At 40.5% G+C, this 13740-nt stretch carries 9 protein-coding genes; 2 read left to right on the plus strand and 7 right to left on the minus strand.

Translation table 11 applies throughout. The features are described 5' to 3' along the window. Window positions 1–362: 362 nt before the first annotated feature. Complete coding sequence (locus tag R9C00_02405; protein WPO36293.1) at window positions 363–1442, plus strand: purine nucleoside permease; 1080 nt, start codon at window positions 363–365, stop codon at window positions 1440–1442. Between the two features lie 368 nt (window positions 1443–1810). Continuing rightward, a complete protein-coding gene (locus R9C00_02410; GenBank protein ID WPO36294.1) occupies window positions 1811–2002 on the plus strand; it encodes a hypothetical protein in 192 nt (63 codons plus the stop codon). A 95-nt stretch (window positions 2003–2097) separates the two neighbouring features. Here R9C00_02410 and R9C00_02415 read toward each other — a convergent pair whose 3' ends face one another. The 7 genes from R9C00_02415 to R9C00_02445 form a co-directional block, all read right to left on the minus strand. Then, window positions 2098–3789 carry a glycoside hydrolase family 28 protein gene (locus R9C00_02415; protein WPO36295.1) on the minus strand — a complete coding sequence of 564 codons (1692 nt, stop codon included), beginning with the start codon at window positions 3787–3789 and terminating at the stop codon, window positions 2098–2100. A 48-nt stretch (window positions 3790–3837) separates the two neighbouring features. Further along, entirely contained in the window at window positions 3838–5097 is a 1260-nt protein-coding gene (locus R9C00_02420) for a DUF4861 domain-containing protein (protein WPO36296.1), read from the minus strand. Window positions 5098–5134: 37 nt separating this feature from the next. Further along, entirely contained in the window at window positions 5135–6082 is a 948-nt protein-coding gene (locus tag R9C00_02425; GenBank protein WPO38759.1) for a pectinesterase family protein, read from the minus strand. Window positions 6083–6119: 37 nt separating this feature from the next. Further along, window positions 6120–7343 carry a glycoside hydrolase family 88 protein gene (locus R9C00_02430; GenBank protein WPO36297.1) on the minus strand — a complete coding sequence of 408 codons (1224 nt, stop codon included), beginning with the start codon at window positions 7341–7343 and terminating at the stop codon, window positions 6120–6122. Between the two features lie 3 nt (window positions 7344–7346). Then, window positions 7347–8693: a pectate lyase gene (locus R9C00_02435; protein ID WPO36298.1), complete on the minus strand. Its 1347-nt coding sequence runs from the start codon at window positions 8691–8693 to the stop codon at window positions 7347–7349. 88 nt (window positions 8694–8781) lie between these two features. After that, the gene (locus R9C00_02440; GenBank protein WPO36299.1) at window positions 8782–10392 is read right to left on the minus strand and encodes a RagB/SusD family nutrient uptake outer membrane protein; all 1611 of its coding nucleotides are present in this window, start codon (window positions 10390–10392) and stop codon (window positions 8782–8784) included. Window positions 10393–10441: 49 nt separating this feature from the next. Further along, window positions 10442–13561, minus strand: coding sequence for a TonB-dependent receptor (locus R9C00_02445; protein WPO36300.1), 3120 nt, complete (start codon window positions 13559–13561; stop codon window positions 10442–10444). Window positions 13562–13740 lie beyond the last annotated feature (179 nt).

Raw genomic sequence — 13740 nt, forward strand, 5'->3', positions numbered from 1 at the left:
TGAAAGGTTTATGCCTTATTGATTACAATACAAAGATAGGAGGTAGAGATTATATATAAAAATTATAATTTTTATATATCTATAATTAAAAGTTATATAATTATTTTGTTCTCCACCATAATAACTATTGAAAAAAAATTATTGTTCGGCTTGTGTGGAGGAAAAAATATGATTTTTAGCATGTTTTGCCAATATTGATGAGGTCATGAGCTTGTTTGGTGCTGAAATGAGGCGACTTCAGGTGACCTGTTTCTAAAATCATAGGCAGGCTCTCATTTCTCCTTATACTTCCCTTTCTTTGCCAAAAAGAAGGCAACAACTTTTGACAGGAATATTTAATTCACATTTTAACCAACTGAAAGATGACTTTAAGAAAAGCAGTTTTGTTGACTATGATACTTGGCTTGGTAGCAGCCTGCCAAGAAAAAAAGGTGGTAGAGATACCTGCAAAAATCCCTGTAAAGGTGGTAGTGATTTCTTTGTTTGAGCAAGGAGAAGACGAGGGAGATAAGCCTGGTGAGTTTCAGTACTGGGTGGAAAGAGTCCCACTTGCCGAAACTATTCCTTTTCCGCAAGGCAATCGCAACCTTCGGTACAATAGCGAGAAACAGATTTTGGGTATTTGTGCGGGAATTGGTACTGCCAAGGCTACCGCATCTATCATGGGCTTGGGGATGGATCCTAGATTTGACCTAAGCAAGGCGTACTTTATAGTAGCTGGAATATCGGGGGTAGATCCAGAAGATGCATCTACAGGCTCGGCTGCTTGGGCAGAGTGGCTTGTAGATGGCGATCTGGCTCACGAGATAGATGCAAGGGAGATTCCTGAGGACTGGACGACAGGTTATCTCCCTCTTCGCCGTAAGGAGCCCTATGAGCTTCCTGCAAGAGCTGATAACGAAGGCGAGGCTTACCGTTTAGATTCGGGCTTGGTCAATTGGGCTTTTGACCTTACAAAAGATATTAAGCTAGAAGATACTGGTGATATAAAGAAAATGAGGGAGAAGTATACGGAGCACCCGAATGCTCAAAAGCCGCCAGTAGTAATGAAAGGCGATCAACTTGCTGCTATGACGTACTGGCACGGTGAGTTGATGAACGACTGGGCGAATGACTGGGTGAATTACTGGACTGAAGGACAAGGTAATTTTGTGACCTCGGCAATGGAAGATACTGGTGTAATGAGAGCATTGCTTTATTTGGGCAAGGCGGGAAAGGTTGACCCGCAGCGCTACTTGGTGCTAAGAACCGCTAGCAACTTCACTATGCAGTACCCTGGCTTAACGGCCGCTCAAAGCTTGGCAGGTGAAAAGCTGGAAGGTGAAGTGGGGTATTCTGCTTTTATTCCTTCGCTGGAGGCTGCTTGGAAAGTGGGGAGCAAGGTTGTTTTTGAGCTTTCAGACAACTGGGAGAAGTACGAAAACGAAATTCCTCATAAATAGTCACATTCCTCTATTTATCTTACATATATGTTTTGAGGTGTATATCGTAAACTAAGTGATGTAAGAATTTGAGAAAAAAATAAAAAAAAATGAGTGATTTTGCTGTTTGATGCAATATTGAGATTTCTGTTGCCGTTATGGTGGTGTAATGTTTGAAATAAAAAGGACTGATTATTGAATATCGTTAACAAAGGCTTAAACCTTGTTTAGATCTCAAGCTAGGTATAACGAATAATAAATGGCACTTTTGTTTCAATTCTTACTAATAACAATTAAATTGTATAGCGTAAATGAAAAGGGATATTTTAACTGAAATCCAATTTTGTTAGGCTATGCAAAAATGATTTCAAACTAAACTTTATACAGCCATGTCAACAGAAGAAAAATTAGAAACTATGGAAGCTGAAGTGAAAGAGCAATTGCAGGATGAGGATTATTACTACGGTCATGTAGAACCTAGGTATCCTAAGTCTTACGAAACTGTTATTTCATCTGCAATCCTTGTAGGAACACTCTTAATAATGGGGGTATTATTACTTTCAACAGGAGTTTTCGGATAAAGAATAATTCTTTTATTTCAACGAAATAAAAGCGCTCTGTAGGACAGAGCGCTTTTTTTATGCAGAGTTTCCAACTTTCGTTGGGTGGTATTATTCTATTTTTCCAATCCGCTGATAAGCGATGGGTCAATTGATGAATTTGTGATATTGATATGTTTGTTGGTTTTTCCTTCAATACTGATTACGTGCTGCCCTTTGTTCTCAACAATATCAGCAGCTAATGCATCTACAGTGACATCGTTGCAGTTGAATATTGTCAATGCTTTTCCTTTCTGTAGTTTGATATCTATGCCTTTCATAGTAAAAGCATCAGAATTGATGAGGAACATTCCTTTGTTTACCTCAAAAGTTGAATTTTCTAAGCTAATGTTAGACAAATGCTTTTCGGGCAAGCCTTGGAAAAAGGCGGCTATTTCGGAGTTGCTAACATGGATTTCCTTGAGGGAAATATTTTTGAACGCAGGAGTTTCTTCTGTTACAGGAGGGAGATCCTCTTCGGTGTCCTCTATATTATTCTTCCCGCCCTTTGTGTCTACAGGAGATTTCCCTTCATAAAAAGAGTTGAATTTGATGGCTTCTGCGGGAATATTCATCATATCAATTTTTGAGATGAAAATGTCTTCTACAACCCCGCCTCTGCCTCTGGTACTTTTAAACCGTAGCCCTATGTCAGTTCCTATGAACGTACAGTTGGAGATATGCATTTTTTTCACTCCACCCGACATCTCGCTACCAATGGTAAAACCTCCGTGACCGTGGAAAACGATGTTGTTCTTGATGATTACGTTTTCTGTAGGCATGCCTCTTTTTCTTCCATCCTCGTTTTTCCCAGATTTGATGCAAATGGCGTCATCGCCCACATCAAATGTATTGTTGTAAATCAGGGCATTTTTGCAAGATTCTAAATCCAGCCCATCGCCATTTTGCGAGTACCAAGGGTTTTTGACGGTCAGGTTTCTGATGATCACGTCTTCACACATCAGTGGGTGAAGGTTCCAAGCAGGAGAATTTTGGAATGTAGGGCCATCGAGCAATACCTTTTTACAATCGACCAAGCTTAGGAGTACTGGTCTCATAAAGTCTTTTACTTTCTCAAATTCTTTAGGGTCGTCAAAATTTGGGACATTGAAATTATCCTTTTGGTCTCCTTTTCTAGATGATTCTGAAGGATACCACGTCTGTTTGTTTTCACTCAGTACTCCACCAGACTTTACCAATTTGTTCCATTGGTTTTCTGTAAGCTTACTTTTTTTCACTGGTCTCCAAGCATCGCCCGAACCGTCAATAATCCCTTTTCCTGTAATGGCTATGTTTGTTAAGTCTTTGCCATAAATAGGGGAGATGCAGCGGTAGGTGTCAAGCCCTTCAAAACTGGTTTCTATAAGTGGATATTCATCAAAATCTTTACTAAAAACGAGAAGCGCGCCATCTTCAAGATGAAGGTTGATGTTGCTTTTGAGCTGGATAGGGCCTGTAAGCCAAACACCTCGTGGGATTATCACTTTTCCTCCACCCTTTTTTGCAGCCATTTCTATTGTAGAGGTAATTGCCTCTTTATTATTGGTGATGCCATCACCCACAGCACCAAAATCAGTTATTTTGACAGAATAATCTTTAAAGGAAGCTTCTTTTACCTTGGGCATTTCAAATTCTATGCCCGCATATATATTATCTTTTTCTACTAACTGAGGTGCGTTTACTGGAGAGGAGGTATTGCAGGAAAATAGGTACAAGGCAAGCCCTGCCATCACCATTCTTCCTTTCCATTTTTTTAGTGGGTTTTTCATTTTCATGTATCTTTTACTGATCTATTAATTTATTAAGGTGTATATTTTTTATAGCTGAACTTTTACTGGTTGAGCTAATTTTTTTGCTGTTTGTTTGATGTATTCAATAAATTCAGCTTCACTTTTTATTCCTCCTTTTTCACCTTCCCAAGCTCCTAAGAAGTAGTAGTCCAGCTCGTTTGTTCCCGAATTTATTTTTACAATATGGCTATGCTCATCTTCTCTAAATCCTTTAAAATCTTTACTTGCAAAAAAGACAGCTAATCCTAAATTGTCATTATTCAAACTTTGTTTTCCATAAGTTGCAATGAAGCCCCATTGGCTCTCATCTCCTTGTTGGGTAAAAAGGGTTGCGTTGTCATCTTTTACTATTCCAGTGCAGTAATTTGCCAAGGCTTCGCTCACTTGGAGCTGGTGGTGGCTAAGGCGAGTACCAGCATGGATACTGAGGTTTGATTCTAGGTCTATGGAAAGTCCTGCCACTTTCCAGCCGAAATAGCTGGTTTTGATAGAAGAATAAATACTGCCATTTTCAGCTATTTTACAGGTTATGCTGTCTGTTTTGTCAATTCTGGTGGCATGGTCTTCTTCAAATACCCCAAAAGCTCCGATGCCCAAAGATTTGCCCACTTTCAACACATCCATGCCCCAAGGTTCTTGTTCGTGGTACGAGTCAAACCCATCTTGTCCTACGTCTTGGAGTACAACATCATGCGTGCTTTTGCCAAAAATATCCGTTGCATTTCGCCAGTCGAGGTAAAAGCGGTAGCCTACTAAGTCGGACTCCCACCCAGGGCCTTCGTACCTGATGTAAAAAGAATGGTCGGTGTGCTTATCAGGTACTCTCAATTCATTTATGTTCTGAAATGTCCCACCTTGATATTCAAACTGTTCATTACCATTTTTTTTCACCACTTCTATCCATTCCCCACCTTCTTTCACCGAAATTTCAGCCTGCGTTTTTTTAGCAAACTCCTTTCGTTTTTGTCCCTCTACTTTTTTTAGTTGGAATTGAAGTTCCGATTTGGCTGAAATGCTGTCTATAATAAATAGTAAAGCCTCGCCCATAGTCTGAGAAGCTATTTCCTCATTGTTAAAAAGTACAGCTATTTCTGTTGCACTTGTATCGTTTAGTATGTTGGCTATTTGCTCCTTATCAATACTGACTAAGCTGTTTCTCAGCAAAATATCGCTTGAGTTGGCTATGCTAAAAGTGCCCTCCTTTGTAGGTTCATTGCTAAATTCCTTCTTTGCACACTGGCTAAAGAAGAGAGGGAATAACAGAAGAAAAAGTATATACCTAGACATATGAATAATTTTTTAAGTAAAGAGCTTGGTTAATAAATTAATGGTCATAGTTCAAGACGGAGTTTTTATTAGGAATCCATCCATCAAATATTTTTTGCAGTGAGTAATGTGAAAGATCTTCTTTGGTCAATTGCTTTGCCCACGGAACTCTTGAAGCAGGGCTAGCCCCTTCTCCTTCCGATTCGAACTCTGCATAAAAAGATGTTTTTTCAGCATCAGGCTTGTTCCAATTATGCCACCCTTCTGGGCGTATATGCTTGCCCAGTTGGCATTTTAAAAAGACGGTTTGCGCATAAGGGCGCCATGGTCTGCCGAGGTAAACTGACTGGTCGGGAGCATCGCCCGTAAGTTTGCAGTTGATAAATACAAACCCATATTCTTCGCCCAAAAGGGTAGAGGCGGCCGTGATATATTGTCCCCCAGTTTTGGAGAATATCTCACAGTTTTCGAAAACAGCCGTGCTCCAGCCAAATATGAAATCGGTAGTTCCTTCTATGTAGCAATTGAGGTAATATTGCCTGCTTCCTTGCCCGTGGGGGTAGAGCGTATCTTGAAATCCTAGGAATTTGCAGTTGGAAAAGAAAACTTCATCGCCATCTACCCTTACGGCTACTGCTTGCCCCACAGCTCCCGATGAGTTTTCGAAAGTTATATTCTCCGCTTGAAAGCCACTTCCATAAATAAAGAAGCTAGAAGAGCCAGAAGTACCCAAGGTCTCTCCAAACTGGTTCTTTTTCGAACTATAATCGTCAAAAGTCAGTATGGTCTTCTCTACGCTTTCGCCAATGAACGAAATGTTTGTTTTGGTTTTGGGAAGGATAAGTTTTTCCTTGTACACTCCATTTTTTATAAAAATCGTAGTTCTGTTTTTCCTCAAATGAGGAGCATGGTCAATGGCAGCTTGCACAGAGGTGAAGTCTCCTTTCCCATTGATGTCAACTATGACGTCGTAATCTTGAGCGACTGCATTGTAACAAAAGAGCATAGAAACCAGGAACAGAAATAATAGATATGTTTTGCTTTTATAAATCACTTTTTTCTGCTTTTTCAAATTCTAATGAAGCCATTATGAAAGGACCTACGCCTTTTGGGTCGTTGTCTCTGATAATTTCATTCACATAATACTCGTAGCTACCGTCTCTGTATGGGTTGCCGCCCAAACCAGCTACTCCGCAAACTTGGGTAAGGCTGATAGTGCCATCATCATTCTTTTGGATGAGATCGCTTACAATCGCTTCGTATCCTTTTTTGCCTGCATCCAAGTATTTTCCATCTAAATAGCCCTTGTTGGCAGATTTTAGTAAGAAGTAGCTGAACATGCTAGATGCCGAGCCTTCTAAATAGTTTCCTTCATCGCCAGGTCTGTCCATCACTTGCCACCACAGTCCTGAAGCATCTTGATTGGCAATGATCGCATCAGCCATTTTTTTGTGGATTGAAAGAATATCGGCACGTTTTGGGTGGTCTTCAGGGAAGAAGTCCAGCACGTCTACCAAAGCCATGGCAAACCAGCCCATTGCCCTGCCCCAAGCATGAGGTGAGCGACCAGTTTCAGGGTTTGACCACTTTTGCTCCCTTGACTCGTCCCAACCGTGGTAGTACAAGCCTACATTTTCATCCCAGGTGTATTTGTCAATAAGATAAATCTGCTTGGCTACATCGTCGTAGATTGCATGCTCGCCAAATTCAGTAGCATATTGGGCTAGGAATGGTGAGCCCATATACAATCCATCAAGCCACATTTGCGAAGGGTATCTTTTCTTGTGCCAAAAACCGCCCTCTGAAGTGCGTGGATGTTCACGCATTTGATCCCTTAATGTTTCTATCGCTAGTTTGTACTTATCTTTGTTCGTTTCCTTATAAACCTCCATCACAAACTTTCCCGGATTCACCCTGTCTATGTTGTAATCCAATTTTCTGTAGGTTAGGATTTTACCGTCGTCCATAATCATGGAGTCAGCATAAAACAGCACATAATCGTAATATTTCTGATTCTTTGTTTTCTGCCACACTTTCCACACAGCCGAGCAAACTAATCCGTTTGAGTATTCCCATTTGGGCTTTTCTCGGAAATCTAGCAGCCGAGGATCGGGGTTTCTCTTCAGCTCAGAGTCTGCCATTTGTACATAAAGAGGACTCTCTTTTTGAGATTCTTCGACAGCGGGTTGGCTGTCAGTCTCTTTTACCTTTTGTGAGCAAGAGGCTAGGGTAATAAAAAGAAATAGGATAGTAATATGCTTTTTCATATATCAATTTTTTTTGATCAGTTCATTTAAGTAAACCTCTATATTAGTATAATTCTTACTGATGGAATACAAGGCATGATCGGTGTTGTCTTTCGGGTCTAGGTCATGCTTTGCTTCCCATTTATCGGGCATTCCATCTTTATCAGTATCAGTGTTAAAATTGTATGTTTTCAACTCAGGCCATCCGCCAACATCCGTTTGGGAGTCGATAATTCCTTTGTGTTCAAAGCCAAATTCTGCCAAACCTTCTTTCACATTCTTCAAAACTCTGCTGTCCACTATGTCCCTAACCAAGCTTGCCCCAGCATGTAGCAGTACGTGCGTGTAGGCATCTTGAGCCGTTTCAGTTTCAATATCCAAAACTAGTATGGGTTCGTCAGTTCTAGCTGAATCGGGGGCATCTGCTACTACGCCTTTCCAGTTGTCGGTGGTAACAGTAGAGTTGCCGTCCAATATGTTTCCTTCCAAATAATATTTCCCGTAGGGCGACCAAGGGTTTAAAATTCTTCCTTTTTTAGAGGTAGAAGTAGCAGGGCCGGGCTTATAATAATTCCCAACTATGTTATGGTTGCCTTCTTCTCCTGCATATGAATTGTTGTCTTTCCAGTTATAGACTACATTGTTCCTGAAGTCAACAACTTCATTTTCTGGGGATTTGTGGTATCTAGCTCCGCAAAACCTAGGGAGCCTGCTTTTGTGGTGAGCCAATAAATTGTGGTGGAACGTAGCACCTTTTCCGCCCCAAATTCCTCCGTAGCCATGTGCTCCTTTTTCATGTACAGAGTGGTTCATACTTTCCGAAATGATGCACCATTGCATGGTGAAATTCTCATTGTCATAGCAAGAGGCTACTTCATCGGAAGCCCAGCTAAAGGAGCAGTGGTCGATTATAATGTCTTTTTGACGAAGCACACTGATGCAGTCGTCTTGTTGTTGTTCCAAATCACCCATTCTTATTCTTAGGTATCGGATGATTACGTTTGAAGAGCTAACTTTTAAAGGGTAGTTTTTGAGGCAAATACCATCTCCTGGAGCTGATTGACCAGCGATAGTAAGGTCGCCGTGGTTGATTTTAAGCTCAGATTTGAGCTCTATAGTACCCGATATGTTGAACACTATTATTCTGGGAAATTTTTGCTTAATGGCTTCACGTAAGCTGCCTTTTCCACTATCGTTGAGGTTGCTTACTATCAAGACTTTTCCTTCTCTTCCACCGGTAGTGTATTTGCCAAAACCTTCTGCTTCGGGAAATGCCAATACGGCATCCTCTCCTTTATGGGAAAAAGTTAGCGCACCGTACGATGTGAAAGTGAAAAAAGCTAGTCCAATAAGTAGTATTTTGAAGTCCATGCTGCTTTGGTAAAGGCTTCTATCCTAGGTCATCTGTGCCTAGGATAGAAGTTTGTGTTTATGATATATTACTCAATAGATAAACTATCTAGTAAGCAGGGTTTTGAGGGAAGTCTTTGTTTTGGTTGAGGTCCAATGCACTTTGAGGAATTGGTCTCAAGATTTTAAGTTCACTGCCCGCTCCATTAAAATTTGACTGGTTTATCAAAGGATTGTGGGCAGAAGCTCTTTCTACCAACTTTCCAGTTCTTTTCAAATCGAACCACCTTTTGTACTCGCCTAGTAGCTCTCTGCCTCTTTCGTCCAAGATGTAATCAAGGTCGAATTCGCCAGCAGTGGCAGGAGTAGCATTTGCACGGTTTCTTACCGTATTAAGTCTAGCCAAACCAGTTCCAGCATCGCCAGTACCAAGGTATGCTTCAGCAGCTACCAAGTAGGTTTCTGCAAGTCTTGAAACAATTACATCTCTTGCACTTGATCTATCCTCGCTAAATAGTGATGATGGATCATCAAATTTTTTCACAATAATGGTATTGAAGTTATCAGAAATATCACCACCTTCAGGGTCGTGAGTGCCATATTTGTGGTAGTTAGCAGAAGGGTTTGCGGCTGAATAAGCAGCACTGTCTGCATCGGTAAACCAAGATGGCTCAAAGAATTCGACAACTGTAAGTCCGCTTTTGTCTTCTACGTCAAAATAATCGTAGTACCTTTCGTAAACCTCAGTCATGAAAGTTCCTTCCCAACGCTCATCACCTTCTTCAAAAAGATCGAGGCAAAAACGAGTAGGGCATAGGTTATATGATTTATAAGGAGCATCACCTGCTACTTCATTACCACCCAAGTAAGAGCCAGACCATTTCTGTTGTTGGCTACCAAGGTCTGTAGGGTCGGTGCTGATTGACGCTTCGTCGAATTGGATAGAGAACAATACTTCTTCGTTCATCTCATTGCCGGGTGTCCAAAGCTCTTCAAAAGAAAGGTTCAAAGACTGGCCGGCAATGGCAGCATCAGCATAAGAAGCCGCTTTTGAAAAATCATCGCTTGAACCGAAAGGCTCATAAGCTCTAGTTAAGTAAACTTTCGCAAGCATGTCTTGTACTGCTCTTTTGTTCACACGACCAGAGAACGCTCCGCTTTCTACTACATTTACAATAGCCTCTAATTCTGAAATGATGAAGGAGTAAACTTCTTCAGCAGAGTTTCTATCAAAACTTGTTTTTGCTTCAGCAATCATCTCCGTAATCAAACTTACGCCACCGTAAGTCTGAACTAACAAGAAATATGCATTTGCTCTTAAGAACCTGATTTCTCCAACTCTTTGAGGCAAGTACTCGGTTTGCTCGGTAAGTTCTGCAAAGTGAAGGGCTGTATTAGCTCTCTGAATGGCAACAAAACACTTGTTGTAAAGAAAGTTTACACCTTCTGAAGCTGAAGTAAGGTCAGAATATTGGCTAAGACCGACTGGCTCAGGGTTTCTACCCTCCATATATAAGTCTGTTCCCGCCATGAATAGCCAAGGATCTTGTCCATAAATTTCCCTGAAGGCAGAATAATTGGCGTTTACCAGAGATCCGTATCCGTCAGGAGTTAGGTAAAATGCTTCTGCTGCTACATTTGACTTGTTTTCTTCTTCTAAATAATCTTTGCAGCTAGTAAAAAAGAATAATAAACTGAATATTACTATTAATTTTTTCATTGTATCATATTTTAAATTTGAGAATAACAAACGTGATTTGAACTTGAATTTAGAATTTCAAGCTTAGCCCAAATTGAGTAATAACACTCGATACACCACCTCTATCCAATGAGGCGTCTGCCCACTCAGGATCGTATCCTTCATAATCAGTGAACACTATTGGGTTCAACACATTTACATATACTCTAAGTTGTTGCATTTTCAGTTTGTCAAGCACTGGCTGGGCAAATGAATAGCCAAGGGAGATGTTATTTACTTTTACATAAGAGGCATCTTTGTAATAGCCTACTCCATCATTTCTCCAGTAAGTACCACCGTTTCTTCCCTGAGGATAACTGTTAGAGGCTTGTGGGGTAAGTCCATAAGGGTTTTCAGGAACATACCAATCTGCAACATCTAACTTTTGACGACCACGGTCACGCATATCGGTAAAGTTTGCATGGAAGTTACTGTACGCTAGCACACCTTGGTTGCTTGTAATAGTGAAATTGAAATCGAAGTTATGTACTTGCAGACGAGAAATGATACCTCCTGTCCAATCTGGGTTAAGAGATCCTAAGAATACACGGTCATCATTAGGGTCGATTTTTCCATCATCGTTCACATCCACCACTTTTGCTTGTCCTTCAGATTGGTTATATTCTGCTGCTTCAGCAGCTTCAGATGCTTGCCAAATACCATCAAACTGGTAGTTGTAGTGTACATCTATAGGTTGTCCGATGAACCAGCCATTTCCTACATCATCACTTTCAGACTGTCCATAGATTTCCTGGATTTCATTGTTGTTTTTAGTGAACGTGAAGATCGTTTCCCAACGAAAATTAGGCTTATCTATGTTTACAGTGGTCAACATCAGTTCCACACCTGAGTTTTTCACCTTTGCTGCATTAGATGTAATACTAGAAAAACCTGTTTCTGATGGAAGTTTTTGGCTTACGAGCAAATCATTAGATATTCTGTTGTAGTAATCGATACTACCTACAATCCTGTGGTTAAGGAAACCGTAATCAACACCTATGTTTGTTTCAGTAGTTTTCTCCCAAGTCAAAGCCTTGTTTGCTATAGAAGAAGATACCCAGCCATTAGCTGCTGTACCATCAAAATCGTAATAGGTTTGTTGGTTAAGTGTGTTGAGAGTGGTATAAGGGCTTACGCTATTGTTACCAGTAGTACCATAACTCAACCTAAGTTTCAAGTCTGTAAGAGCAGTAGTTCCTGATAAGAAACCCTCTTCATTCAATTTCCATGCAATAGCTGCAGAAGGGAAAGATTCCCACTTGTGGCCTTCGGCAAGCACAGAAGCGCCATCCCATCTGTTTGAAACCGTAATTAAGTATTTGCCTTTAAAAGCATAGTTTACCCTTGCTGCAAATGAAAGCAACCTAGAATCATAAAAATTTGAACCTAAATTGTAAGTAGAAGCAATACCAGAACCTACATTATAAAACTGAGTGTCGAATGGCTGTTGCTTAGAAGAAGCAAATGAAGTTTCAGTTGTAGTTTCGAAAATACTATGCAATAGCAAGGCGCTAATTTTATGATCACCAAACTCTTTGTTGATATCCACTTGGTTATCCCAAGAGAAGTTGAAGTTCGTAAAGTTAGATACTTCTGAAGAAGCTTTATTCTCATTTTTACTTCCTACTTCTGTCAGTGCAGTCCAAGATTTACCCCTTTTGTATGTTTTCAGTCCACCAGAGAAGGCTGTTCTGAATGAGAGCCATTCGAGTGGTTGGTACTTTAAAAATGCATTGGTAATCACGTTCCATTGTTTGGTCTCGTCTCTTGAGTTAGCAATCTCGAGCAATGGATTGTAAGTACTTGTTTTATTTACTACAAATTGACCATCTACGTCAGTCAATTTGCCAGGCTGGGGGAAAAGATCACCAATAATGTCCTCGTCGTTTTCGTCAATTGACCAAGGGTGTAAAAAAGGGCTCAGCCTAAATGCTTGGCGCATACCGTTTGAACTACCTCGTTCTATTGTACTTTGTGAAACTGAAACTGTTCCACCAGTCATAAATTTATCGCTGAGCTCTTGGTTAATGCTTGTACGGAAGGTGTATTTGTCCAGTCCTTCGTTGTCAATGTTACCAGTTTCGTTTTGGTAACCTAATCCTATATTATAAGAAGACCCTCCGTTTCTGTGGTTAATAGTCAAATAGTTATTAGACTGATGCCCAGTTTTCAACACAGCATCGTACCAGTCAAAACCATCCAGCTCTTCAAATCTCCTTCTAAGCACCCTGTTTGAGCTAGGAGAAACAACTGCATCGTAAAATTCATCTGGGTTGGTTACAGTATTTGAGTTTACAGTTGCAACGTAGGCTGACAAATGGTAATCTCTCCACTTCTCATAGCTCATCATTTTAGGAAGCCTTGCTGGGTCTTTAAAACCATAAAAGGCATCAAATGAAACACTTGTTCCGCTTGGTACATGTACACCACCTTTGGTTTGTATGATGATCACACCATTTGCGCCACGAGAGCCATAGATAGCCGAGGAGGATGCATCTTTCAAAATATCCATCTTGGCAATGTCTTGTGGGTTTAAGAAATCAATGTTGTCAACAATTACTCCGTCTACCACAAAAAGAGGAGAGTTGTTTGAGCCTAGGGTACTCTTACCTCGAATAGTAACATCAAAGCTATCACCTACACGACCAGTAGAGTTAGAAACCTGTACACCAGCAACACTACCTTGTAGCGACTGGACAGGGTTAGTAACTCCTCTTTCAGTAACCGTTTTTGAGTCAACGCCTACAATAGAGCCAGTAAGGTCACTTTTCTTTTGCGTACCGTAACCAATTACTACTACTTCGTCAAGCTGCTCGAGGTCTGCTTCGAGTATAATATTGAAAGAGGTTTGGTCACCTATGGCTACTTCTTGAGCTTTAAAACCAATGTAGCTAAAAGTCAATACTGCATTTTTCGAAATAGAAATCGCAAAATTTCCATCAATGTCACTGATAACTCCTCGTGAAGTCCCTTTCTCCAAGATGTTTACACCAGGAAGAGGTTCGCCACTGTCAGAGGTAACTGTTCCACTTACTTTTACTTCATCTTGTGCGTAGGCAAAACTTAAGAAGGAGAGTTGAATTGCAAGGGCGAGAAATAATGTCTTAGCAAATTGCTGTAACCCCTGTGCTAGAGGTAGAATGTCTTTCATAATTTTCATATTTTAGTTTGAGAATAAGACAAGCATTATTTTCTTCGCTTGTCTAACTAAGTTAGTATTAGCAATTATAAAGGGTTTGTCTATTTTTGGAGGGGGGCGAACTGTTTGATATGTGGGGGTGAATTATCACTGTGTGTATTTTGGGGGTTGTTTTTTAGATTTGCATGGGC

Source organism: Flammeovirgaceae bacterium SG7u.111, from assembly GCA_034044135.1.
In the GTDB taxonomy this organism is placed as follows: Bacteria; Bacteroidota; Bacteroidia; order Cytophagales; family Flammeovirgaceae.

Bases quoted from the DNA above. Each gene is read 5' to 3' on its own strand.
- R9C00_02405 (WPO36293.1), top strand. From the start codon at position 363: ATGACTTTAAGAAAAGCAGTTTTGTTGACTATGATACTTGGCTTGGTA.
- R9C00_02410 (WPO36294.1), top strand. From the start codon at position 1,811: ATGTCAACAGAAGAAAAATTAGAAACTATGGAAGCTGAAGTGAAAGAG.
- R9C00_02415 (WPO36295.1), bottom strand. From the start codon at position 3,789: ATGAAAAACCCACTAAAAAAATGGAAAGGAAGAATGGTGATGGCAGGG.
- R9C00_02420 (WPO36296.1), bottom strand. From the start codon at position 5,097: ATGTCTAGGTATATACTTTTTCTTCTGTTATTCCCTCTCTTCTTTAGC.
- R9C00_02425 (WPO38759.1), bottom strand. From the start codon at position 6,082: ATGCTCTTTTGTTACAATGCAGTCGCTCAAGATTACGACGTCATAGTT.
- R9C00_02430 (WPO36297.1), bottom strand. From the start codon at position 7,343: ATGAAAAAGCATATTACTATCCTATTTCTTTTTATTACCCTAGCCTCT.
- R9C00_02435 (WPO36298.1), bottom strand. From the start codon at position 8,693: ATGGACTTCAAAATACTACTTATTGGACTAGCTTTTTTCACTTTCACA.
- R9C00_02440 (WPO36299.1), bottom strand. From the start codon at position 10,392: ATGAAAAAATTAATAGTAATATTCAGTTTATTATTCTTTTTTACTAGC.
- R9C00_02445 (WPO36300.1), bottom strand. From the start codon at position 13,561: ATGAAAGACATTCTACCTCTAGCACAGGGGTTACAGCAATTTGCTAAG.